We start from the raw sequence: 23,764 nt of genomic DNA, 5'->3' as shown, positions 1-23,764 counted from the left end.
CGCGATATGAAACGCTTATTCTACTCACCAGGGGAACTATGGAAACACGACGCGACGAGCGTATTGGTCAATTGCTGCAGGCGCTGAAACGCAGCGATAAATTACACCTTAAAGAAGCCGCGACGCTACTTGGCGTATCTGAGATGACCATCCGTCGCGACCTGAATAATAACGATGCCCCGGTCGTGTTGCTGGGGGGATATATTGTTCTGGAACCCCGTAGCGCCAGCCATTACTTAATCAGCGACCAAAAGTCCCGGCTGGTGGATGAGAAACGTCGCGCGGCCCAACAAGCTGCGAGCCTCGTTCAAGCGCATCAGACGATCTTTTTTGACTGCGGCACCACCACGCCGTGGATCATTGAAGCTATTGATAACGATCTGCCTTTCACCGCGATTTGCTACTCGCTGAATACCTTTCTGGTACTCCAGGAAAAACCGCTGTGTCGCGTCATCCTATGTGGCGGTGAATTCCACGCCAGCAACGCTATTTTCAAACCACTCGATTTCCAGGAAACGCTGAACAACCTGTGCCCGGATATCGCGTTTTATTCTGCGGCTGGCGTACACATTGACAAAGGTGCAACCTGTTTTAACCTGGAAGAACTACCGGTGAAGCATTGGGCGATGTCGATGGCGCAGTATCATGTACTGGTGGTGGATCACAGCAAGTTTGGTAAGGTGCGTCCCGCTCGGATGGGTAATCTGAAACGCTTTGATAGCATCATTAGCGATACCCGTCCTGACGATGAGTTTGTTGATTACGCAAAAGCGCAGCACATTAAACTGGTGTACTGAAATGACATTGCCGGACGCACAAACGCTGTCCGGCAATAACGGTGATTAAGAGAACCAGCCACCAAACCACTGGTGGAATTTCATCATCACAAAGTCCCACATCCGGCTAAAGAAACCGCCCTCTTCAACGGCCTCCATCACCATCAGCGGACGCTGTTCAATGGATTTCCCGTTCAGCTGGAAGTCGATCGTCCCGACAACCTGGCCTTTCTTCAGTGGCGCGGTTAATTGCGGTTCGGTCAGTGTAAAGCTGGCTTTCAGATTTTTAAGCTGACCGCGCGGAATAGTCACCGAACCGGCTTCGCCTGCGCCCAGGTTAACTTCACTCTTATCGCCGAACCAGACGCGCTGGGTCACAAAGGTGGCATCCGGTTTAATCGGCGTGACCGTTTCAAAGAAGCGGAAGCCCCACGTCAGCAGCTTCTCTGACTCATTGAATCGAATACGGTCGGTTTTCGCTCCCAGCACTACCGAGATCAGGCGCATATCGCCCTGGGTGGCGGAAGCCACCAGGTTATAACCCGCGCCCGTCGTGGTGCCCGTTTTCATCCCGTCCACGTTCAGGTTGGTGCTCCACAGCAGGCGGTTGCGGTTCGGTTGGCGAATTTTATTAAAGGTAAACTCTTTTTCTTTATGAATGGCGTACTCTTCCGGCACATCGTGGATGAGTGCTTTACCGAGCAAGGCCATGTCGCGCGCGGTACTGAACTGCCCCGGCGCATCCAAACCATGCACCGTCTGGAAGGTGGTATTCGTCAGTCCCAGCTTTTGCGCATAGCCGTTCATCAAACCAATAAAGGATTCCTGGCTGCCAGCCACGTAATCTGCCAGCGCGATACATGCATCATTACCCGACTGAATAATAATGCCTTTGTTCAGATCGGAGACCGCTACCTGATCGCCGGGTTTCAGGAACATCACTGAAGACCCACGCAGAGCCGGGTTGCCCGTCGCCCAGGCATCTTTTCCTACGGTAACCATGTCGTTCAGGTTAATTTTCCCGGCCTTCAGCGCCTGGCCAACCACATAGCTGGTCATGATCTTGGTCAGACTGGCTGGATCCAATTTCTCATCAGCATTGCCCTCCGCCAGCACCTTGCCGCTGGCGTAATCCATTAAGATCCACGCGCGCGCATCCACGCTCGGCGGCGCGGTGGGTTGCTCTACCGCCTGTGCGGTCGGTGCCAAAAGGAATAACAGCGCTGAACCTGCGGCGAAACTGCGAAGGGAAGAGAAGTATTGCGTCATAAATGCCACCCGAGTATCCATTCCAAAAAACCACGTCATAACACACCATGTTTACACAAACTGCATCGGCCAAACCCGCGCAGAAGCGGCCTGATGGATGACGTGTAAAATAAGTGCGGTGAGTAATAACGCACTAACGAGCTTAAAGAAACCGTAAGTTGGTAAAGTTTTTAAAGTTTATGCAATAACACTGCGCTGCGCCGCTTTCATCACGATTTTTTTACGTGTTGTTGCGTAAATATTAGGTTTACCCCACCATGTAACGGGTTTAATACCGAATGCAGCCATCAAGCTGCTCAATGATTACGCGGGGTTACTATGATTACACTGTGGGGTCGCAATAACTCGACCAACGTGAAAAAAGTGTTGTGGACGCTCGAAGAACTGGAACTACCGTATAACCAAATACTGGCGGGCGGGCAGCACGGTATCAACCGAGATGCTGACTACCTGGCGATGAATCCAAACGGTCTGGTCCCCCTGCTACGCGATGATGAAACCGACGTTTTACTGTGGGAATCCAATACCATCGTCCGCTATCTGGCCGCCCAATACGGGCAAAAACGGCTGTGGATCGATGCCCCGGCAAAACGTGCAGAAGGCGAAAAATGGATGGACTGGGCTAACCAGACGCTAAGCCCTGCTCATCGGGTCATCTTATTTGGTCTGGTCAGAACACCGGCAGAACAACGCGACCAGGCGGCCATTGACGCAGGCGCGAAGGTTTGCGACAACCTGTTTGCCATGCTCGACAACGCGCTGGCCGACCAACCGTGGTTCTCCGGGGACGAGTTTGGTACCGGCGATATCGCCATCGCCCCGTTTATCTACAACCTATTTAACGTTGGCCTGAGCTGGACCGAACGTCCTCACCTTGAGCGTTGGTACCAGCAGCTTACCGAACGTCCAGCGTTCCAAAAAGCGGTGATGATCCCGGTCAGCTGATGCTGTAGCGCTGCGGCTACCGGGGGCTCACCTTCAGTAGTTGCCCGTCGGACTCGTCGGTTAACACATACAAATAACCGTCTGGTCCGACACGCACATCGCGGATCCGCTGTCCTCTTTCGCGTAAAATACGCCCGTCCTCAGTAACCTGATTCCCGTTAACGCTTAAAACGATCACATCCTGGTCTTTTAACGCGCCAATAAACACCTTCTGCCGCCACTGCGCAAAGGTATCGCTATTGTAAAAAGCCATCCCGCTGACCGCCGGCGACTTTTCCCAGTAGAAAACAGGCTGTTCCGTACCCTCAACAATTCCACCTTTAGCCTCCGGTATTTTTAAACCGCTGTAGTTCATCCCCCAGGTCGCTAACGGCCAGCCGTAGTTTTTGCCTTTCTCGGGGATATTAATTTCGTCGCCACCGCGCGGGCCATGTTCGTTGAGCCACAGCGTGTCACTCCAGGGATTCATCGCCATCCCCTGTGGATTACGGATGCCATAGGACCAAATCTCAGGTCGAGCACCGGCCTGGTTCACAAATGGATTATCCGGCGGAATGCTGCCCTCATCGGTCAGTCGCACCACCTTACCCTGCAGCTTGTCCAGATCCTGAGCGGTAGCGCGCTGGTTATTTTCACCCAGACCAATAAACAGGTGGCCTTTACCGTCAAACACCATGCGTCCACCAAAATGGTTGCCGGTTGAAAGTTTTGGCATCTGGCGAAAAACCGTCTGGAACGCCTGCAGATGTTTGAGATCGTCGCTCAGTCGTCCATAACCGACTGCCGTACCGGCCTTACCCTCATGGTCGGCTTCAGCAAAGCTGAGCCAAACCCGCCGGGAACGTTCAAAATCCGGGGCGAGCACCACATCGAGTAACCCCCCCTGACCGTGCGCCCAAACCTTTGGTACCCCGGTTAGCGGATCGGAAAGTCCTTCCCCCGCCTGCCATAGTCGCAACTGTCCACCCCGCAGCGTGAGTAATATGCCGCGGTTGTCAGGTAAAAAGGCCAAGGACCAGGGGTGATCAAGTTTGGTTTGCAGCACCTCAACCTTCAGCGCAGACGGTTCAGCACTGGCGTGAGGGGCAAACAGTAACAGTGGGGCCGCACAGAGAAAGAGTCGCCGCATAACACCTCCTTAATGGCTCTGCATAAAGCGTAGCCAGCAAGGGGCAATTTCCCGCAACTTTTACACAATCTTAACGAAAAGGGGGAGCGCCCTCCCCCGGATTCAGACATGTTCCAGCGTTGAGTACATTTGCAAACACTGGATACTCAGCGTCAGCGTTGTCAGGCAGTTTTCCAGTTTCTCTGCGATAACGGCGATAAAGGTCGGACAATCGTGATGTCCGCTCATCAGACAAACAGCCGCGGCGGCTAACGCGCCTTCAGCACGGCGCAGGGCATTCCACTCTTCCTGGTCAAGATGCATACCGTGGAGCTGTGATTGGTCATCATGCAGTTCGCGATTCAGTGCAAAAAAATTATCACGCAGACGATCGCTCTCACTCACTGACATATAGCCTTTCGCTTTCCTCAACAACAGATAAGCGGCGAGATCGATACGGGCGTTTATCAACTTGTTGAGAAGATCGGTTCTCAGTCTGTCAACGACCATACTTTGTTCCTCCTCTTTCCAACCATGGTGCAACTTAATAGTATGGTCGTTTTTTGAACAAATTGATGCTCCACGTCAATAAACCCTAATTGATTAACATTATTTACAATGTTACAACGCACAGAGAAACCGTCTGTTTCTGACGTAGCGATAATTTTTTGCTATACCTGATGGGGTTACTGTCGCGACACGGATGATGAGGGGTCTATGTCAAAAGCAAATGATGCCGAGAAGATACGCACGCTATCAAAGATAGACCTGAATCTGCTCACCATTTTCTGTTTGATTTATAGCGTAGGGAGCATTACCCGCGTCGCCGATATGCTGAATATTTCTCCCTCGGCTGTCAGTCAGTCGTTAAAAAAACTGCGCGAACTGATGGGAGATAATCTTTTTGTCCGCAGCGGCAATGCGTTATTACCAACCGTCTATTCCGACGAGCTTTACGACAATGCAATCCCGATTATTGATAAACTGTCGCTGCTAATGCCACATACTTCCCCGGCATCCAGAAAAAGGCTCACGCTGTATACGGAATCGTTTATTTCACCGATCGTTATTCCCGACGTTACGGAAAAAATAATCAACAATAACGCGGATATCAGTCTCCTGCATCTTACCGCTGATTTAAATGAGCAGAGTATTATCGAACTGCTCACGATGCGGCAGGCTGATGTTGTTTTTTCTACCTTTTCCGTGGAATCAGGCAGTATTTCCTGTCACAAAATATGTGATATGCGGCTAGTACTGGCAGCGTCACAAAATAATACGTTGTATGGTCATTCGATCAGTGAGGAAATGTTCAGAAGTGCCAATCTGGTGGGTTACAACACTAAAAACGAGAAAATAATTTATCACCGCAGCATCGTGGATAAAAAATTCAGAACCGGGGATCGCTGCCTGCTAACCTCTTCTTTTACCGCGATACTCACGATTGTCGCGAATACCCAATGTTTAGGGGTGATCCCGGAAAAAGTCTTCGCCACGCATGCGCCACTTTATGGCCTGAAAAAAATCAATACGCCGTTCCCGTTACCGCAATTCAGTATTTTTGCCTCATCGCGCAAAGAAACCAATACCCATAAGCTCCTGGCACCAATTCTCGCCGATTTACAAGCATCCTCCCTGTTCTGAAAACCAGGGAGAACACCCGTTGTGATTAAGGGTTAGACATGGATCCGGGTAATACGCCAAATATTATCGGCGTATTCCTGTACCGTTCTGTCCGACGAGAAGTACCCCATATTGGCAATATTATGCAGCGTTTTCGTCGTCCACTCACGGGGAGTACGATACAACTCATCCACAGAGTCCTGGCAATCAACATAGCGGCGATAATCCGCTAACACCTGATAATGGTCACCAAAGTTGATCAATGAATCGAGGATGTTGCGATACCGCCCAGGCTCCTGTGGACTAAACAGGCCGGTGCCAATTTGCGTCAGTGCCTGATGCAGTTCGGCATCATTCTCAAAAATCGTTCTTGGGTTATAGCCGTCACGTCGTAAGGCGTCGACTTCCTGCGCCGTATTACCAAAGATAAAGATGTTATCTTCGCCGACATATTCCTGCATTTCAATATTCGCCCCGTCCAGCGTGCCAATGGTCAACGCACCATTTAAGCCAAACTTCATATTGCTGGTACCGGAAGCCTCGGTCCCTGCCAGTGAAATTTGCTCGGAAAGGTCAGCCGCCGGAATAATTAGCTGCGCCAGGCTGACGCTGTAATCCGGGATAAACACCACCTTCAGCTTGCCGCCGATTTGTGGATCGTTATTCACCCGCTGTGCCACGTCATTTATTAAGCGAATAATCTGTTTCGCCATGTGGTACGACGAAGCAGCCTTACCGGCAAAGATATTCACACGAGGAACCCAGTTTTCATCCGGTGCAGCTTTAATACGGTTGTAGCGTGTAATCACGTGGAGTACGTTCAATAATTGACGCTTGTACTCGTGGATACGCTTCACCTGTACATCAAACAGGGCCGCAGGATCCACCACCACCCCGTACTGGGTGGCAATATGGTGCGCCAGCCGCTGTTTATTTTTGTGCTTCGCGCGATGCACCGCGTCGTTCACGCTTGGATAATCAATATACTGTTTCAGATCAGCAAGCTGCATCAGGTTAGTGCGCCAGTTCTGACCGATATTCTCATCCAGTACGTTTGCCAGCGGCGGGTTCGCCAATGCCAGCCAGCGACGGGCCGTCACGCCATTCGTGACATTAGTAAACCGCATCGGGAAGATACGCGCAAAATCAGCAAACAGTGATTCCGTCATCAATTTTGAATGTAATGCCGACACGCCGTTCACTTTATGACTGACCACGACGGCCAGCCAGGCCATCCGCACCACCCGGCCATGCGATTCATCAATTAACGAGACCCGTTTAAGCAGCTCACTGTCATCATGATATTTATCCGCCACGGATTTCAGGAAGCGATCGTTAATTTCAAAAATAATTTGCAAATGGCGCGGCAGGATCCGGCTCAGCATCTCTACCGGCCATGTTTCCAGCGCTTCACTCATCAAGGTGTGGTTGGTATAGGAGAAAATCTGACAAGTCACGTCAAACGCATCATCCCATGCAAATTGATGATTGTCGATTAACAGACGCATCAATTCCGGGATCGCCAGAACCGGGTGGGTATCATTAAGGTGAATCGCGATTTTATCAGCCAGATTATGATAAGTTTTGTGCAGTTGATAATGCCGGCTCAATATGTCCTGAATGGTCGCTGAGGCCAAAAAATAAGCCTGGCGTAGGCGCAGCTCGCGCCCGGCGTCGGTGGAGTCATCCGGGTACAGCACCCGCGAGATCTTTTCAAAATGGTATTTATTTTCCACTTCAACGGTAAAATCATCATTCAGATTTACTTTGCCTGAATTAACTTCACTATTAACCTGCACATTCCACAAGCGCAATGTATTGGTGCTGTCGGTGTTATAACCTGGGACAATCTGGTCATGCGCTACGGCCAGAATATCCTCGGTCTCAATCCAGCGGACTTTGCTGCCTTCCTGCTGAACACGACCGCCAAAGCGCACTTTATAGTGGGTATTATGACGCTTAAATTCCCACGGATTTCCGTATTCTAGCCAATAGTCCAGCGACTCCTTCTGCACCCCATTAACGATATTTTGTTTGAACATACCGTAGTTGTAACGGATACCGTAACCGCATCCCGGTAAACCCAACGTGGCCAGCGAGTCAAGGAAACAGGCCGCCAGACGTCCGAGACCACCATTGCCAAGCCCTGGATCGTTTTCTTCGTCAATCAGCTCTTCCAGATCCAGCCCCATGGCCTCGAGCGCGCTGTTCACTTCGTCATAAATCCCCAGAGACAGCAGCGCATTCGACAATGTACGCCCAATCAGAAACTCCATCGACAGGTAATAAACCTGGCGGGCATCCTGAGAGAATTGCGCCCGGTTTGAACGATGCCAGCGTTCGACCATGCGATCGCGCACGGCATATAGCGTAGCGTTTAACCATTCACGTTTAGTGGCAATGGCCGGATCTTTACCAATGGTAAATAAGAGTTTATTGGCAATATCATCCCTGAGTTTATCAACATCAATTTCGGCGGCTGTAGGAAGTGGGGAAATATACATATCAGCGTGACCTCGCAGAATCGGACAGGGGCAGAAAAATAAAATAAAAATAAAACACAAATAAATTTATGAGCGTTGATTCTTTTGCGGACTCACTTCATGACGAGTAATAGAATGAAGTTCATTCATTAATAAGCGCCAGCTTAAACCAGTGGCGAGCGAAATATAATACAAGCTCACGCCATTAGCATAAAGGGTTCTCGCCATTTTAAGTTTTGACTGCAAAGCAATATCTTTCAAATTTAACCTCATGAATAACGCTCGACATATTAAATTTAGAAGACTTCTTCTCTATAGCCAAGAAGTGACACTTAAAGCCGGAATTAGACTCTCTAAATACCTTGCTCCTGCCGATAAGCCAATTACCGGCACTCCCCATTTAGAGCGTCCGACTTATGAACATCAGAGATAGATGTCACGCGATGGCATCTGTATAATCCCCCGATTACGAGCAATGTACAGTATAAGAAAATGGCAAAAATTGGTTTTATTTCACTAGGTTGTCCGAAAAACCTCGTTGATTCTGAGCGCATCCTGACTGAACTTCGTACCGAAGGTTATGACGTGGTGCCGAATTACGACGACGCGGATATGGTTATCGTTAACACCTGCGGCTTTATCGACAGCGCGGTACAAGAATCACTGGAAGTGATTGGCGAAGCGCTGAACGAGAACGGCAAGGTGATTGTCACCGGCTGTCTGGGCGCGAAAGTCGATCAGATCCGTGAAGTTCACCCGAAGGTGCTGGAAATCACCGGACCGCACAGTTACGAGCAGGTTCTGGAACACGTTCACCATTACGTGCCAAAACCAAAACATAACCCGTTCCAGAGCCTGGTTCCTGAGCAGGGCGTCAAGCTGACGCCGCGTCATTACGCCTATCTGAAGATCTCTGAAGGGTGCAATCACCGCTGCACGTTCTGCATCATTCCGTCCATGCGCGGCGATTTAGTCAGCCGTCCCATCGGCGAGGTACTCAGCGAGGCCAAGCGTCTGGTTGATGCGGGCGTCAAAGAGATTCTGGTTATCTCCCAGGATACCTCCGCTTACGGCGTGGATGTGAAGCACCGCACCGGCTTCCATAACGGTGAGCCAGTGAAAACCAGCATGGTTGATCTGTGCGAGCAGCTGTCAAAACTGGGTATCTGGACTCGTCTGCACTACGTCTATCCGTACCCGCACGTCGATGATGTCATCCCGCTGATGGCGGAAGGCAAAATCCTGCCGTATCTGGACATCCCGCTGCAGCATGCCAGCCCGCGTATTCTTAAGCTGATGAAGCGCCCAGGTTCGGTAGACCGCCAGTTAGCGCGTATTAAGCAGTGGCGTGAAATCTGCCCTGAACTGACCCTGCGTTCAACGTTTATCGTCGGCTTCCCGGGTGAAACCGAAGAAGACTTCCAGATGCTACTCGATTTCCTGAAAGAAGCGCGTCTGGATCGCGTCGGCTGCTTTAAATACAGCCCGGTAGAAGGTGCGGGGGCCAATGCGCTGCCGGATCAAATCCCGGAAGAGGTGAAAGAAGAACGCTGGAACCGCTTTATGCAATTGCAGCAGCAGATCTCTGCTGAACGCTTGCAGGAGAAAGTCGGCCGCGAAATTCTGGTCATCGTCGATGAAGTTGACGAAGAAGGCGCGATTGGTCGCAGCATGGCAGACGCCCCGGAAATCGACGGCGCGGTGTATATGAATGGCGAAACCAACGTGAAGCCTGGCGATATCATCCGCGTGAAAGTCGAAAACGCAGACGAATACGATCTGTGGGGCAGCCGCGTTTAACTCATCGTCACCCAACAGTAGGCCGGATAAGGCATTTACGCCGTCATCCGGCCCACTGTTTATCCTTTAATCTTCGGGTCCAGCGCGTCGCGCAGGCCATCACCCAATAAGTTAAACGCCAGCACCGTCAGGAATATTGCCACCGCCGGGAATATCGCCACGTGTGGAGCAATCACCATATCCGCCCGCGCTTCGTTGAGCATCGCGCCCCACTCCGGCGTCGGTGGCTGAGCACCCAATCCCAGGAACGACAAACTCGCGGCGGAGATGATCGACGTCCCGATGCGCATGGTAAAAAAGACCACGATCGACGAGACCGTCCCCGGCAAAATATGGTTGAAGATAATGGTCGTATCGCTGGCGCCAATGCTGCGCGCCGACTCAATAAACGTCTGCTGTTTGAGCACCAACGTATTCCCACGCACCAGTCGCGCAAAGGCTGGAATGGAGAAGATAGCGACGGCAATTATCACGTTAGCAATGCCGCTGCCGAGCACCGCCACCACCGCTATCGCCAGCAGAATACCCGGAAAAGCGAATAGCACATCGCAGATACGCATAATCAACCGATCCCACCAGCCTTCGTAATAACCTGCCAGCAGACCCAACACCGTACCTATGGCCGCGCCAATAAATACGGCAAACACCCCTGCCGCCAGCGAAATTTGCGCGCCAACCAGCACGCGGCTAAAAATATCCCGCCCCAGCGAATCGACGCCAAACCAGTGCAACATCGACGGCCCATCATTGAGGCGGTCATAGTCGAAGTAATTCTCGGCATCAAACGGCGTCAACCAACGGGCAAATATCGCCACCAGGATCAAGGCCAGCACGAATAACCCGGCGATCATCGCCACACGCTGGCGACGAAAACGCCGCCAGAACTCGTGCCACGGCGTGCGGATCTGTTCAGGCTTAACGAGCGGCATTGCATTTAAAATCGCCTGTCGGCGCCAGTTAAAAAATCGCATCCTTACTTGTACCTGATAGCCGGATTAATGGCGGCATAGAGCACATCCACCACTAAGTTAATAAGAATAAACTCCAGAGAAAATAACAGCACCTCGGCCTGAATCACCGGGTAGTCTCGCATTTCAACCGAGTCCACCAACAATCGTCCGAGCCCTGGCCAGTTAAAGACTTTCTCAACCACAATGGAGCCACCAAGCAAAAAGCCAAACTGCAGCCCCATCATCGTGACGACCGGGATCATCGCGTTACGCAAACCGTGTTTTAACACCACCCAGGTTTCACTCACCCCTTTTGCCCGCGCGGTGCGCATGTAATCTTCGCTGAGCACATCGACAAACGAGGCACGGGTAAAACGCGCCAATACCGCTGCCACCGCCGCGCCCAGCGTGATAGAGGGCAGGATATAATGCTGCCAGGAATCCGCGCCCACGGTGGGTAACCAGCCGAGCTCCACGGAAAAAATCTGCATTAACAGCATGCCGAGGGCAAACGCCGGGAAGGAGATCCCAGTGACCGCAAGGGTCATACTCAACCTGTCCGGCCAGCGATTTCGCCATACGGCGGCGATGATCCCTGCCGTCATGCCAAACAAGACCGCCCACGTCATGCTGGCAATCGTCAACCAGAATGAAGGCATAAAGCGGCTGGCAATCTCTTCAGCAACCGGACGACGCGACACCATCGAGGTGCCAAAGTCACCTTGCAACACGTTCGTCATGTAATGCCAGAACTGAATATGCAGAGGCTGGTCCAGACCCAACTGCTGGCGCACCAGCTCAATCACCTCAGCGTCGGCCTCCGGTCCGGCAATCAACCGGGCCGGATCGCCAGGCAGCAAATGAACAAATAAAAACACCAGCACCGCGACGATAAGTAGCGTTGGAATCAACCCCAGCAGGCGCTTGAAAACATAATTAAGCATCAGACTCCCTTCGGCGGCCCCCGCTGTTCAGGGGCCGAATGAATAGCTTATTGCAAATCCGCATCATCAAAACTAAATCCGGTGTCCGGCATAATCCAGAATCCGGTCAACTTGGTACTGTGCGCAGAGATTAGTTTCTCCACCACCAGCGGGATCCACGGCGACTCTTTCCAGATGATATCCTGTGCATCTTTGTACAATCGCGCTTTTTCGCTCGGATCGTTCGTTTGCAGCGCCGCGGCTAAATCGCTGTCCACCTGCTTGTTACTGTAAAACGCCGTATTAAACAACGTTGGCGGCCAGTTTTGCGAAGCAAACAACGGTGATAATGCCCAGTCAGCTTCGCCCGTCGACGCCGACCAGCCGGTGTAGAACATCCGTACCCCGCTCTCTTTCTGCGCCTTACCTTCAACTTCTGCCGCCCGCTGTCCGGCATCCATCGCCGTCACCTGCGCCTTCACGCCGACTTGCGCTAACTGCTGCTGGGTAAATTGCAGCACTTTCTGCGCGGTGCTGTGATTATGCGATGACCACAGCGTGGTGGTAAAGCCGTTGGGATAACCCGCCTCTTTCAGCAACTCACGGGCTTTCGCCGGATCGTAAGGCCACGGCGTATAGCTTTGCGCGTAGGCTATCGCAGGCGGCAGCACGCCGGTCGCCGGTGTGGCGTAACCGGCAAATGCCACTTTTACCAACGCCTGGCGGTTAATGGCATAGTTCAGCGCCTCACGCACCTTCGGATTATCAAACGGTTTTTGCGTCACGTTCATGCTGATATAACGCTGCATGATCGACGGACTGGCAACCAGTTCCAGGTTTTTGTTCTTCGCCAGTAATGCGGCCTGCTCGTAAGGGATCGGGAAGGCAAATTGTGCCTCGCCGGTCTGCAACATCGCCGCACGGGTGTTATTGTCGGTCACCGGACGCCAGGTAATCGTATCAAGCTTCGGCAGGCCCTGCTGCCAGTAACCAGCGAACTTTTTCACCTTCACAAAATCGGTCTGATTCCAGGTTTCAAGCTGATAAGGCCCGGTACCCACCGGATGGAAGCCGATATCTTTACCGTATTTCTTCAGCGCCGCCGGCGATATCATTGCCGTTGCCGGGTGCGCCAGGATATTAATAAACGCCGAGAACGGCTGTTTCAGCGTGATCTTCACCGTCGTCGCATCAACGGCCTCGGTGTTAGCGATATTTTTATACAGGTTATAGCGTTTAAGATGATTTTCCGGATTGCTGGCTCGCTCAAGGTTAGCTTTCACCGCCTCTGCATTGAAATCGGTGCCATCCTGAAACTTCACCCCCTGCCGCAGTTTGACGGTATAGGTTAAGCCGTCATCGGAAACGGTAAAGCTTTCTGCCAGCACATTTTTCAGCTTCATCTCTTTATCAAGACCGAAAAGCCCCTGATAAAACGACTTCGCCACCGCCTGCGACAGCGTGTCATTCGCGTCATAGGGATCGAGCGTAGTAAAATTAGACCCTACCGCCACCACCACGTCTTTAGCCGACCAGGCAGGGGACGCAGCCAGTGCAGAGGCAACCCCCAGCGCAACCAGCCATTTACGAGCAACAATTTGTCTCATGTTATTCTCCTGAACCCTGCCTGTTATAGACGCGAAAGCGCATTTTCCACCTGCGGACGCGCAACATAATGCCCCGGCCCCACTAACTGGAGTGAAACCGGGGAAATCTCTTCTCCGCGTTTGCGGATATTGCTGGGGATATCATCCGACAGCAGCACCCGCTGCGGCCGCTGATGAGAGGGATCGGCAACCGGAACCGCCGCCATTAATTTGCGGGTATACGGATGCTGCGGATTTTCAAACACCGCCCGACGGGGACCAATCTCGACAATCTGCCCCAGGTACATCACCGCCACACGGTGGCTGATACGTTCGACCACCGCCATATCGTGAGAAATAAACAGGTAGGCGATGCCCATTTCCCGCTGGAGATCGAGCAACAAATTAATAATCTGCCCACGAATCGAGACATCCAGCGCCGAAACTGATTCATCGGCAATGATCACTTTTGGATTGAGCGCCAGCGCCCGGGCAATACAGATACGCTGACGTTGGCCACCGGAAAACTCGTGCGGATAGCGCCAGGCGTGTTCAGGGAGTAGCCCCACCCGCTCCAGCAGCCAGGCGACCCGTTTTGCCGCGGCGTCCCCTTGCAGTAGCCCGTGCACCCGCAGCGGCTCGAGAATGGAATAACCTACCGTCTGACGCGGGTCGAGCGACGCATAGGGATCCTGGAAAATAAACTGAATATCCCGACGGAGCGGCTGAAGCTTGCTGCTGGCCAGCGTGTCTATCCGCTGACCGTTAAAGGTAATCTCCCCGTGCTGAGACTCCACGAGTCGCAACAACGCCCGTCCGGTAGTAGATTTACCACAGCCGGACTCCCCGACCAGCGAGAGCGTTTCGCCTGGCCACAGATCAAAACTGACGTTTTCCACCGCGTGCACCTCGCGGGTCACGCGATTGAGAATGCCGCTGCGCAGCGGGAAACGCGTCACCAGATTACGCACCTGCAGGATCGGCTCGCCCGCCACCACCGTGTCCTGTTCAGTCTGCGGTTCACGGTGGTCGGGGTCCTGCAGCGAAATCAACGGGAAACGGCGCGGCAGTTCATGTCCGCTCATGGCCCCGAGCTGCGGCACGGCAGCCAGCAGCGCTTTGGTATAGGGATGTTGCGGGGCGTGAAAAATCTGTTCCACGCTGCCCGTTTCTACAGCTTCACCCTGATACATCACCAGGACGCGGTCGGCAATATCGGCAACCACGCCCATATCGTGGGTGATAAAAATCACCCCCATGGCCATGTCCTGCTGTAATACTTTAATCAGCTGCAGGATCTGCGCCTGAATGGTGACATCCAGCGCGGTGGTCGGCTCATCGGCAATCAATACCGCCGGACGGCACGACAGCGCCATCGCAATCATGACCCGCTGGCGCATACCGCCAGAAAGCTGATGCGGAAAGCGCGATAAAATGGCCCTCGACTCCGGTATCCGCACCTGGTCGAGCATCCGTTTGGCCTCTTCCATCGCCGCCTCACGGCTAGCCCCCTGATGCAAACGAATCGACTCGGCTATTTGCTCGCCGACGGTGAACACCGGATTGAGCGACGTCATCGGCTCCTGGAAGATCATCGCGATATCCGCCCCGCGCACATGACGCATCTGCGACGCGCTCTGTTCGCCCAGTTCAATCACCTGCCGGTTGCGTCGCCGAAGCAACATCTCATCGCAGCTCACTTCTCCGCCCGCCTGTTCAATCAGGCGCATCAGTGACAGCGCGGTGACCGACTTTCCTGAACCGGACTCGCCAACAATCGCCAACGTTTCCCCACGCTTGAGGCGAAATGACAAATTGCGTACCGCACTGACCCGCTTCTGCTCCTGCGCAAACGCAATGTTCAGATTGCTAACCGCCAGTACATCGTTGGCGTCAAGCTCATCACTGTGTGGCAACGGTATCTCCTTTCTCCCGGTAAATACCGGTGGTTGGCGTATCGCCAGCGTATCCCCAGGCACGGTACATGCCTTCACTGTTAAACGGTAAGGCCACGTTACCTTCATGATCGACGGCAATAAGCCCGCCGCTACCGCCGAGCGCCGGTAATTTTTCCATGACTACGCGTTCGCAGGCCTCTGACAAGCTCAGCCCGCCATAATCCATCAGCGCGGCAATGTCATATGCTGCCAGCGCGCGTATAAACACTTCCCCGGTTCCGGTACACGAGACCGCCACGCTGGCATTATTGGCATAACAACCGGCACCTACTAACGGGCTATCCCCGACGCGCCCCGGCAGTTTGTTGGTCATGCCACCGGTCGAGGTCGCCGCCGCCAAATTACCGTACTTATCCAGCGCCACCGCGCCAACGGTGCCCATTTTGCTGCCCTCATCCAGCGGCGTACCGCCGTGATCGAGCACCGTTTCCCCCGCTGTACGTGCGGCCAGTAGCTGAGCATACCGCTCTGGCGTCGAGAAAATATCCACACTCACGCGATCCATGCCCTGCGCATGGGCAAAATTCTCTGCCCCTTCGCCTATCATCATAACGTGCGGGCTTTTTTCCAGCACCAGACGGGCCGCGAGGATCGGGTTACGCAGGTGGCTGACGCCAGCGACGGCGCCCGCCTGCAGCGTATTTCCGTCCATCACGCAGGCATCCAGCTCATGGGTTTCATCACGGGTAAATACGGCGCCGATTCCGGCATTAAACAGAGGACACTCTTCCAGTAAGCGTACGGCTTCAGTCACCACATCCAGCGCGGTTTGGCCCGCCTCCAGCATTCGTTGCCCTACTTCAACGATATCTGACAATGCCTGTATATAACGCAATTCCTGTTCCTGACTCAGCTGCGCGCGGGTGATTGCGCCAGCGCCGCCGTGAATTGCAATGACTGCTTTGCCCATTTTTATCGTCCATTTAGGTGGCAGGAAACGTGGTTATAAATAGCAGAATTTCGGTGAGTTATTGATTCGATTTTCGAATATAGAAAGATGCAGACGTCATGTAAAGATAAAGGCCTGCACCTAAGACTGAGGTGGCATACTGTCTGCGTCTGTTTTCTGACATAATGATCGGATTCGATTTTGCCTCGCAGGAGTCTTCTCATGGAATTTACCGCCGGACTGATGCCGCTCGAAACGGCACTTTCACAAATGCTGTCGTCGATTACCCCACTCACCGCCGTTGAAACACTGCCGCTGGTGGAATGCTTTGGTCGCGTGCTGGCAACCGACGTCGTCTCACCGATTGATGTGCCGGGATTCGATAACTCGGCAATGGACGGTTACGCGGTGCGTTTAGCGGATTTGCAATCCGGTCTGCCGCTTGCTGTCGCAGGTAAAGCCTTTGCCGGTCAGCCTTTTCATGGGGAATGGCCTGCGGGAACCTGCATCCGCATTATGACCGGCGCACCGGTGCCCGCCGGCTGCGAAGCCGTGGTGATGCAGGAACAAACAGAACAAACTGATGACGGTATTCGTTTTACCGCAGAAGTTCGCGCCGGACAAAATATTCGTCTGTGCGGTGAAGATATTGCTCACGGCGCGGTGGTGTTTGCCGCAGGGACGCGTCTGACAACCGCTGAGCTCCCGGTGCTGGCCTCGCTCGGTATTGCCGATGTGCAGGTTGTGCGTAAAGTGCGCGTGGCGCTATTTTCTACCGGTGATGAGCTACAGCTGCCAGGCCAACCGCTGGGTGACGGCCAGATTTATGACACCAACCGCCTGGCCGTACACCTGATGCTGCAACAGCTGGGCTGTGAGGTCATCAACTTAGGTATTATCCGCGACGATCCTCACGCCCTGCGCGCGGCGTTTATCGAAGCCGACAGTCAGGCCGATGTGGTGATAAGCTCCGGCGGTGTATCGGTCGGGGAAGCGGACTACACCAAAACCATTCTCGAAGAACTCGGCGAAATTGCCTTCTGGAAACTGGCGATTAAGCCGGGTAAACCGTTCGCGTTCGGTAAACTGAGCAACAGCTGGTTTTGTGGCCTGCCAGGTAATCCAGTCTCTGCAGCCCTCACCTTCTATCAGCTGGTGCAACCGCTGCTGGCAAAACTGAGCGGAAATACCGCCAGCGGATTACCCCCACGCCAGCGCGTACGGACCGCATCACGCCTGAAGAAAACGCCTGGCCGTCTGGATTTCCAGCGCGGCGTATTGCAGCGTACGGCTGACGGCGAACTGGAGGTCACCACCACGGGTCATCAGGGCTCGCATATTTTTAGCTCCTTTAGCCTTGGCAACTGCTTTATCATTCTGGAATGCGATCGCGGCAACGTTGAAGCCGGAGAGTGGGTAGACGTCGAGCCATTTAACGCGCTGTTTGGAGGCCTGTAATGGCAGAACTCAGCGACCAGGAGATGCTGCGTTATAACCGGCAAATCATCCTGCGCGGCTTCGACTTTGACGGTCAGGAAGCGTTAAAAGAAGCGCGGGTGCTGGTCGTAGGACTCGGAGGACTTGGCTGCGCCGCAACTCAGTATCTGGCGGGCGCAGGCATCGGGCATTTAACCCTGCTCGACTTTGATACCGTGTCGGTTTCCAATCTTCAGCGCCAGACGTTGCATAGCGACGCGACCGTCGGGCAGCCAAAAGTGGAATCGGCACGCGATGCGCTGGCGCGGATTAATCCACATATCACCCTCACACCGGTGAATGCGCTGCTTGACGATGCTGCGATGCATGCGTTGGTTGTAGAGCATGACCTGGTGCTGGATTGCACCGATAACGTCGCCGTGCGCAATCAGCTGAATGCCGCCTGCTTTACGGCAAAAGTGCCACTGGTGTCCGGTGCGGCCATTCGTATGGAAGGACAAATCACCGTCTTTACGTATCAGGAGGGTGAAGCCTGCTACCGCTGTTTGAGCCGCCTGTTCGGTGAAAACGCCTTAACCTGCGTGGAGGCCGGCGTGATGTCACCGCTGATTGGCGTGATCGGGTCGCTGCAAGCGATGGAAGCCATCAAGTTACTGGCAAACTTCGGTAAACCGGCAAGCGGTAAAATCGTGATGTACGATGCGATGACCTGCCAGTTCCGGGAGATGAAGCTGATGCGCAACCCGGGGTGTGAGGTTTGTAGTCGGTAAAAAAGTCGGGTGGCAGCTTCGCCTTACCCGACCTACAACGGCTCGAACGTAGGCCGGGTAAGCGTTAGCGCCACCCGGCAACAGAATCAGATCGACGTACGTCCAAATGCGCTCTGCCAGTCGTGCGCAAATTTCGCCATGGCGGCATCCACGGCCGGGGAGCTAATTAGCTGCTGCGCCACATCCAGCGGTAGCGTAATGGCTTCACAGCCAGCTAACAGGCAGTCCAGCGCCTGACGCGGGGTTTTAAAACTGGCAGCCAGTACTTTGGCGTGCGGCGCGTGCATTTTCAGTAAGTTCTGTAAATCAACCACCGTCTGAATACCATCCCCGCCCTGCGCATCCACGCGGTTAACATACGGCGCAATGTATTCGGCCCCTGCCAGCGCAGCTAACAGCCCCTGTGCTGCACTGTAAACCGCGGTGCCCAGCGTTGGGATCCCCTCTTTCTTCAGCAGCTTAATCGCCGCCAGCCCTTCTGCGGTCACCGGTACCTTCACCACGATATCGGGAATCATTGCCCGCAGTTTATGCGCGTCGCTGACCATGCCCTCAGCGGTCGTTGCCATCACCTGAGCAAACAAACGCCCCTGCCCGCCAATCGCGTCATGCAGTTCCGGGAGTAACACCTCCAGCGCCTTTCTACCTGCCGCCACAATACTCGGGTTTGTGGTGACACCTGCCAGCGGAAAAATACGCGCCAGGGTTTTCACCGCATCCACATCAGACGTATCTAAATAGAGTTCCATAACCGTTCCTCAAACTGATCGTTAGCATGAATCAACGGTAGCACGACGAAACCGCGCGGTTAGTTGACTCACGTCAATATAACTTTCACTCGAAAGTAATTTAATCTTTATACGAAAGAGGAGAGGCCGCTTATGATTTTCAATATCCAGCGCTATTCCACCCACGATGGTCCCGGTATCCGCACGGTAGTCTTCCTTAAGGGATGCTCTCTGGGTTGTCGCTGGTGCCAGAACCCGGAGAGTCGTGCCCGTACGCAGGATCTGCTGTATGACGCGCGTCTGTGTCTGGAGGGCTGTGACCTGTGTGTTCAGGCTGCGCCTGACGTCATTCAGCGCGCCCTCAACGGCCTGCTTATTCATCGTGAAAAATTGACCGATAAGTCGCTCACCGCACTGACCCACTGCTGCCCGACCCAGGCGCTTACCGTCTGTGGTGAAGTAAAAAGCGTAGAGGAGATAATGTCCACCGTGCTGCGCGATAAACCCTTCTACGATCGCAGCGGTGGTGGGGTAACGCTCTCCGGCGGTGAGCCATTTATGCAGCCGGAGCTGGCTGCGGCGTTGTTCAAAGCCAGCCATGAGGCGGGTATTCATACTGCGGTCGAAACCTGCCTGCACGTACCGTGGAAGTACATTGAACCTTCATTAGCGTACATCGATCTGTTTCTTGCCGATTTAAAACACATCGCCGATGTGCCGTTTAAGCAGTGGACTGACGGCAACGCCGCTCGCGTGCTGGATAATCTGAAAAAACTGGCCACTGCCGGAAAAAAAATGATTATTCGCGTGCCGCTGATTCAGGGCTTCAATGCCAACGAAGAAGCCATTAAAGCCATTACCGATTTTGCCGCCGATGAACTTCACGTCGGTGAGATTCATTTTTTGCCCTACCACACCTTGGGCATCAACAAATACCACTTACTCAGCCAACCCTACAACGCCCCGGACAAACCGCTGGATGCGCCTGCACTGCTCGAATTTGCCCAGCAGTATGCCAGCCATAAAGGTTTAACCGCGACCCTACGAGGATAACCGCCATGACCACACTGAAACTGGATACACTCAGCGACCGCATCAACGCACACAAAACAGCCCTGATCCACATTGTGAAGCCGCCGGTGTGTACCGAGCGCGCCCAGCACTATACCGAGATGTATCAGCAGCATCTGGACAAACCGATCCCGGTACGCCGTGCGCTGGCGCTGGCGCATCATCTGGCGGAACGGACTATCTGGATCAAACATGACGAGTTGATTATCGGTAATCAGGCAAGCGAAGTCCGCGCCGCACCAATCTTCCCGGAATACACCGTATCGTGGATTGAAAAAGAGATCGACGATTTGGCCGACCGGCCAGGAGCCGGCTTTGCGGTCAGCGAAGAGAACAAGCACGTACTGCATGAAATCTGCCCATGGTGGCGCGGTCAGACCGTACAGGATCGCTGCTACGGCATGTTTACCGACGAACAAAAAGGCCTGCTGGAAACCGGCATCATCAAAGCCGAAGGCAACATGACTTCCGGCGATGCGCACCTGGCAGTGAACTTTCCGCTGCTGCTGGAAAAAGGCCTTGATGGTCTGCGTCATAAAGTCGACGAGCGTCGTTCGCGCATTAACCTGACCTGCCTGGACGATCTCCATGGCGATCAGTTCCTGAAAGCCATTGATATCGTACTGGATGCCGTCAGCCTGCATATCGAACGTTTCGCCAGCCTGGCACGTAAAATGGCAGCAACTGAAACCCGTGAAAGCCGTCGCGATGAGCTGCTGGCAATGGCAGAAAACTGCGATGTCATCGCCCACGAACCGCCAAAAACCTTCTGGCAGGCACTGCAACTGTGCTATTTCATCCAGCTTATCCTGCAAATCGAATCGAACGGTCACTCGGTGTCGTTTGGCCGCATGGACCAGTATCTCTACCCGTTCTATCGTCGCGACGTGGAGCTGAACCAGACGCTGGACCGCGAGCACGCCATTGAGCTGCTGCACAGCTGCTGGTTGAAGCTGCTGGAAGTGAACAAAATCCGCTCCGGCTCCCACTCGAAAGCATCCGCGGGCAGCCCGCTGTATCAAAACGTCACTATCGGTGGTCAGAATCTGGTCAACGGCCAGCCAATGGACGCGGTCAATCCGCTCTCCTATGCCATTCTGGAGTCCTGCGGTCGTCTGCGTTCAACCCAGCCGAATCTCAGCGTGCGTTATCACGCCGGGATGAGTAACGATTTCCTTGATGCCTGCGTGCAGGTCATTCGCTGCGGCTTTGGCATGCCGGCGTTTAACAACGATGAAATTGTTATCCCGGAATTCATTAAGCTGGGTATTGAGCCGCAGGATGCCTACGACTACGCAGCCATTGGCTGCATCGAAACCGCCGTGGGCGGGAAATGGGGTTACCGCTGCACCGGCATGAGCTTTATTAACTTTGCCCGTGTGATGCTGGCCGCGCTGGAAGGTGGTCGCGATGCCACCAGCGGTAAGGTGTTCCTGCCGCAGGAAAAGGCGCTCTCTGCGGGTAACTTCCACAACTTCGACGAGGTGATGACCGCCTGGGATACTCAGATCCGCTACTACACGCGTAAATCCATCGAGATTGAGTATGTGGTTGATACCATGCTGGAAGAAAACGTCCACGACATCCTGTGCTCTGCGCTGGTGGATGATTGCATTGAGCGGGCGAAGAGCATTAAACAGGGCGGCGCAAAATATGACTGGGTATCCGGTTTGCAGGTCGGGATTGCTAACCTTGGCAACGGTCTGGCTGCCGTGAAAAAGCTGGTCTTCGATCAGGGTGTTATCGGTCAGCAGCAGCTGGCGGCAGCCCTGGCAGATGACTTTGCAGGCCTCACGCATGAACAATTACGCCAGCGTCTGATCAACGGCGCACCGAAGTACGGTAACGATGATGACAGCGTCGACACCCTGCTGGCCCGCGCTTACCAGACCTATATCGACGAACTGAAGCAATATCATAATCCGCGTTACGGTCGCGGTCCGATCGGTGGTAACTATTACGCCGGAACTTCCTCCATCTCGGCAAACGTACCGTTTGGCGCGGCAACAATGGCAACGCCGGATGGCCGTAAAGCGCATACCCCACTGGCAGAAGGCGCCAGCCCGGCCTCCGGTACCGACCATCTCGGTCCAACGGCGGTGATTGGCTCAGTGGGCAAGTTGCCGACCGGCGCGATCCTCGGCGGGGTGCTGTTAAACCAGAAGCTGAATCCGGCTACACTGGAAAATGAATCCGATAAGCAAAAGTTAATGATCCTGCTGCGTACCTTCTTTGAAGAGCACAAAGGCTGGCATATTCAGTACAACATTGTCTCTCGTGAAACGCTGCTGGAAGCGAAAAAACACCCAGATCAGTACCGTGACCTGGTGGTGCGTGTAGCTGGCTACTCCGCCTTCTTCACTGCCCTGTCTCCGGATGCGCAGGACGATATCATCGCCCGAACAGAGCATATGCTGTAATTTCCCGTAGGCCGGATAAGATGTTTTTGCGTCGCTATCCGGCAGCGATACCGCCTCAATGCCGGATGGCGCTGACGCTTATCCGGCCTACAACTGTGCTGTAATAGGCGACGGGGAAACTTTCATTCGAAATTAAATTTGTGCCACAGGTCACATTGTTATTAGAATGTTTCTGGTTGCAGTGAAAGCCAGGAGCATATATGACCATCAACGTTATCGTCACCGACATGGACGGTACTTTTCTCGACGATGCCAAGCAGTACGATCGCCAGCGATTTATGGCGCAGTATCAGCAATTGAAAAAACGAGATATTGAATTTGTCGTGGCCAGCGGCAACCAGTATTACCAGTTGATCTCCTTTTTCCCTGAACTCAAAGACGAAATCTCTTTTGTCGCAGAGAACGGCGCGCTGGTGTATGAACACGGCAAACAACTTTTTCATGGTGAACTTACCCGCCACGAATCCCGTATTGTCATCGGCGAGTTATTGAAGGATAAGCAGCTGAATTTTGTCGCCTGCGGACTGCAAAGCGCCTACATCAGCGAAAATGCCCCGGAGGCATTTGTGGCGCTGATGTCAAAACACTACCATCGCCTGAAACCGGTTAAGGACTTTCAGGACATCGATGATGTGCTGTTCAAGTTCTCACTGAATTTACCTGATGGGCAAATCCCGTTGGTTATTGACCATTTGCATACAGCCCTCGACGGTATCATGAAGCCGGTGACCAGCGGGTTTGGCTTTATCGATCTGATAATCCCAGGTTTACATAAAGCCAACGGTATCAGCCGCCTGCTTAAACGCTGGAACCTGTCACCGCAGAATGTAGTTGCCATTGGTGATAGCGGCAACGATGCGGAAATGCTGAAAATGGCACACTATTCCTTTGCCATGGCTAATGCCGCCGACAGCATTAAAGCAATTGCCCGCTACCAGACCGATGACAACAATCATCAGGGCGCACTGAACGTGATTCAGGCCGTACTCGACAACACCTCACCGTTTAACGGCTGACATAAACCCGGA

19 protein-coding genes are annotated in these 23,764 nt (G+C 53.5%); 9 read left to right on the top strand and 10 right to left on the bottom strand.

Annotated features, from left to right (window positions below):
- Positions 1-38: 38 nt before the first annotated feature.
- Positions 39-797 carry a DNA-binding transcriptional repressor DeoR gene (deoR, locus tag FCH32_RS06730; protein WP_115258969.1) on the top strand — a complete coding sequence of 253 codons (759 nt, stop codon included), beginning with the start codon at positions 39-41 and terminating at the stop codon, positions 795-797.
- Between the two features lie 45 nt (positions 798-842).
- Here deoR and dacC read toward each other — a convergent pair whose 3' ends face one another.
- Positions 843-2,045, bottom strand: coding sequence for a serine-type D-Ala-D-Ala carboxypeptidase (gene dacC / locus FCH32_RS06725; protein WP_115259972.1), 1,203 nt, complete (start codon positions 2,043-2,045; stop codon positions 843-845).
- Between the two features lie 318 nt (positions 2,046-2,363).
- Here dacC and FCH32_RS06720 point away from each other — a divergent pair, with 318 nt between their 5' ends.
- On the top strand, positions 2,364-2,990 hold the full coding sequence (locus tag FCH32_RS06720) for a glutathione S-transferase family protein (RefSeq protein WP_096757724.1): 627 nt from the start codon (positions 2,364-2,366) through the stop codon (positions 2,988-2,990).
- A gap of 16 nt (positions 2,991-3,006) precedes the next feature.
- Here the strand turns inward: FCH32_RS06720 and FCH32_RS06715 are convergent, their stop codons facing one another.
- Both FCH32_RS06715 and bssR read right to left on the bottom strand, forming a co-directional pair.
- On the bottom strand, positions 3,007-4,119 hold the full coding sequence (locus FCH32_RS06715; protein WP_096757725.1) for a PQQ-dependent sugar dehydrogenase: 1,113 nt from the start codon (positions 4,117-4,119) through the stop codon (positions 3,007-3,009).
- A 102-nt stretch (positions 4,120-4,221) separates the two neighbouring features.
- Positions 4,222-4,608 (bottom strand): biofilm formation regulator BssR, encoded by a 387-nt coding sequence (gene bssR / locus FCH32_RS06710; RefSeq protein ID WP_174360674.1) that lies wholly within the window; start codon positions 4,606-4,608, stop codon positions 4,222-4,224.
- A 207-nt stretch (positions 4,609-4,815) separates the two neighbouring features.
- Between bssR and FCH32_RS06705 the strand changes: the two genes are divergently transcribed.
- Positions 4,816-5,742, top strand: coding sequence for a LysR family transcriptional regulator (locus FCH32_RS06705; RefSeq protein ID WP_135912340.1), 927 nt, complete (start codon positions 4,816-4,818; stop codon positions 5,740-5,742).
- Positions 5,743-5,774: 32 nt separating this feature from the next.
- Here the strand turns inward: FCH32_RS06705 and glgP are convergent, their stop codons facing one another.
- On the bottom strand, positions 5,775-8,225 hold the full coding sequence (glgP, locus tag FCH32_RS06700; RefSeq protein WP_174360673.1) for a glycogen phosphorylase: 2,451 nt from the start codon (positions 8,223-8,225) through the stop codon (positions 5,775-5,777).
- Positions 8,226-8,696: 471 nt separating this feature from the next.
- On the opposite strand from glgP, the gene rimO reads away from it, so the two are divergent.
- Positions 8,697-10,004, top strand: coding sequence for a 30S ribosomal protein S12 methylthiotransferase RimO (gene rimO, locus FCH32_RS06695; RefSeq protein WP_115258973.1), 1,308 nt, complete (start codon positions 8,697-8,699; stop codon positions 10,002-10,004).
- Between the two features lie 59 nt (positions 10,005-10,063).
- Here rimO and gsiD read toward each other — a convergent pair whose 3' ends face one another.
- The 5 genes from gsiD to iaaA are packed head-to-tail and all read right to left on the bottom strand — an operon-like array spanning position 10,064 to position 16,331.
- The gene (gene gsiD / locus FCH32_RS06690) at positions 10,064-10,975 is read right to left on the bottom strand and encodes a glutathione ABC transporter permease GsiD (protein WP_096757731.1); all 912 of its coding nucleotides are present in this window, start codon (positions 10,973-10,975) and stop codon (positions 10,064-10,066) included.
- A gap of 2 nt (positions 10,976-10,977) precedes the next feature.
- Positions 10,978-11,898 (bottom strand): glutathione ABC transporter permease GsiC, encoded by a 921-nt coding sequence (gene gsiC / locus FCH32_RS06685; RefSeq protein WP_096757732.1) that lies wholly within the window; start codon positions 11,896-11,898, stop codon positions 10,978-10,980.
- A 47-nt stretch (positions 11,899-11,945) separates the two neighbouring features.
- Positions 11,946-13,484, bottom strand: coding sequence for a glutathione ABC transporter substrate-binding protein GsiB (gene gsiB / locus FCH32_RS06680; RefSeq protein WP_117341689.1), 1,539 nt, complete (start codon positions 13,482-13,484; stop codon positions 11,946-11,948).
- A gap of 23 nt (positions 13,485-13,507) precedes the next feature.
- On the bottom strand, positions 13,508-15,379 hold the full coding sequence (gene gsiA / locus FCH32_RS06675; RefSeq protein ID WP_115258974.1) for a glutathione ABC transporter ATP-binding protein GsiA: 1,872 nt from the start codon (positions 15,377-15,379) through the stop codon (positions 13,508-13,510).
- Positions 15,366-16,331, bottom strand: a complete 966-nt coding sequence (iaaA, locus tag FCH32_RS06670; protein WP_117341687.1) for a beta-aspartyl-peptidase — start codon at positions 16,329-16,331, stop codon at positions 15,366-15,368. Before iaaA ends, gsiA begins: the two co-directional genes overlap by 14 nt.
- A 201-nt stretch (positions 16,332-16,532) precedes the next feature.
- Between iaaA and moeA the strand changes: the two genes are divergently transcribed.
- The gene (gene moeA / locus FCH32_RS06665) at positions 16,533-17,768 is read left to right on the top strand and encodes a molybdopterin molybdotransferase MoeA (RefSeq protein WP_174360672.1); all 1,236 of its coding nucleotides are present in this window, start codon (positions 16,533-16,535) and stop codon (positions 17,766-17,768) included.
- Positions 17,768-18,517 carry a molybdopterin-synthase adenylyltransferase MoeB gene (gene moeB, locus FCH32_RS06660; protein WP_096757738.1) on the top strand — a complete coding sequence of 250 codons (750 nt, stop codon included), beginning with the start codon at positions 17,768-17,770 and terminating at the stop codon, positions 18,515-18,517. The genes moeA and moeB overlap by 1 nt, the downstream gene beginning before the upstream one ends.
- A gap of 86 nt (positions 18,518-18,603) precedes the next feature.
- On the opposite strand, the gene fsa is transcribed toward moeB, so the two are convergent.
- Positions 18,604-19,266, bottom strand: a complete 663-nt coding sequence (fsa, locus tag FCH32_RS06655; RefSeq protein ID WP_117341685.1) for a fructose-6-phosphate aldolase — start codon at positions 19,264-19,266, stop codon at positions 18,604-18,606.
- A 132-nt stretch (positions 19,267-19,398) separates the two neighbouring features.
- Here fsa and FCH32_RS06650 point away from each other — a divergent pair, with 132 nt between their 5' ends.
- The 3 genes from FCH32_RS06650 (at position 19,399) to FCH32_RS06640 (ending at position 23,752) form a co-directional block, all read left to right on the top strand.
- The gene (locus FCH32_RS06650) at positions 19,399-20,298 is read left to right on the top strand and encodes a glycyl-radical enzyme activating protein (RefSeq protein WP_115258979.1); all 900 of its coding nucleotides are present in this window, start codon (positions 19,399-19,401) and stop codon (positions 20,296-20,298) included.
- A 5-nt stretch (positions 20,299-20,303) separates the two neighbouring features.
- On the top strand, positions 20,304-22,736 hold the full coding sequence (locus tag FCH32_RS06645) for a formate C-acetyltransferase/glycerol dehydratase family glycyl radical enzyme (protein WP_117341683.1): 2,433 nt from the start codon (positions 20,304-20,306) through the stop codon (positions 22,734-22,736).
- Positions 22,737-22,936: 200 nt separating this feature from the next.
- Complete coding sequence (locus FCH32_RS06640; protein WP_117341682.1) at positions 22,937-23,752, top strand: Cof-type HAD-IIB family hydrolase; 816 nt, start codon at positions 22,937-22,939, stop codon at positions 23,750-23,752.
- The last annotated feature ends 12 nt before the right edge of the window (positions 23,753-23,764 follow it).

Origin of the sequence: Citrobacter gillenii, assembly GCF_013337685.1 — a bacterium.
GTDB classification, from domain to species: domain Bacteria; phylum Pseudomonadota; class Gammaproteobacteria; order Enterobacterales; family Enterobacteriaceae; genus Citrobacter; species Citrobacter gillenii.
This window is presented reverse-complemented; position numbering and strand designations above follow the sequence as displayed.

Coding starts and splice junctions, on each gene's coding strand:
- deoR (WP_115258969.1), top strand. CDS start 39: ATGGAAACACGACGCGACGAGCGTATTGGTCAATTGCTGCAGGCGCTG.
- dacC (WP_115259972.1), bottom strand. CDS start 2,045: ATGACGCAATACTTCTCTTCCCTTCGCAGTTTCGCCGCAGGTTCAGCG.
- FCH32_RS06720 (WP_096757724.1), top strand. CDS start 2,364: ATGATTACACTGTGGGGTCGCAATAACTCGACCAACGTGAAAAAAGTG.
- FCH32_RS06715 (WP_096757725.1), bottom strand. CDS start 4,119: ATGCGGCGACTCTTTCTCTGTGCGGCCCCACTGTTACTGTTTGCCCCT.
- bssR (WP_174360674.1), bottom strand. CDS start 4,608: ATGGTCGTTGACAGACTGAGAACCGATCTTCTCAACAAGTTGATAAAC.
- FCH32_RS06705 (WP_135912340.1), top strand. CDS start 4,816: ATGTCAAAAGCAAATGATGCCGAGAAGATACGCACGCTATCAAAGATA.
- glgP (WP_174360673.1), bottom strand. CDS start 8,225: ATGTATATTTCCCCACTTCCTACAGCCGCCGAAATTGATGTTGATAAA.
- rimO (WP_115258973.1), top strand. CDS start 8,697: ATGGCAAAAATTGGTTTTATTTCACTAGGTTGTCCGAAAAACCTCGTT.
- gsiD (WP_096757731.1), bottom strand. CDS start 10,975: ATGCGATTTTTTAACTGGCGCCGACAGGCGATTTTAAATGCAATGCCG.
- gsiC (WP_096757732.1), bottom strand. CDS start 11,898: ATGCTTAATTATGTTTTCAAGCGCCTGCTGGGGTTGATTCCAACGCTA.
- gsiB (WP_117341689.1), bottom strand. CDS start 13,484: ATGAGACAAATTGTTGCTCGTAAATGGCTGGTTGCGCTGGGGGTTGCC.
- iaaA (WP_117341687.1), bottom strand. CDS start 16,331: ATGGGCAAAGCAGTCATTGCAATTCACGGCGGCGCTGGCGCAATCACC.
- moeA (WP_174360672.1), top strand. CDS start 16,533: ATGGAATTTACCGCCGGACTGATGCCGCTCGAAACGGCACTTTCACAA.
- moeB (WP_096757738.1), top strand. CDS start 17,768: ATGGCAGAACTCAGCGACCAGGAGATGCTGCGTTATAACCGGCAAATC.
- fsa (WP_117341685.1), bottom strand. CDS start 19,266: ATGGAACTCTATTTAGATACGTCTGATGTGGATGCGGTGAAAACCCTG.
- FCH32_RS06650 (WP_115258979.1), top strand. CDS start 19,399: ATGATTTTCAATATCCAGCGCTATTCCACCCACGATGGTCCCGGTATC.
- FCH32_RS06645 (WP_117341683.1), top strand. CDS start 20,304: ATGACCACACTGAAACTGGATACACTCAGCGACCGCATCAACGCACAC.
- FCH32_RS06640 (WP_117341682.1), top strand. CDS start 22,937: ATGACCATCAACGTTATCGTCACCGACATGGACGGTACTTTTCTCGAC.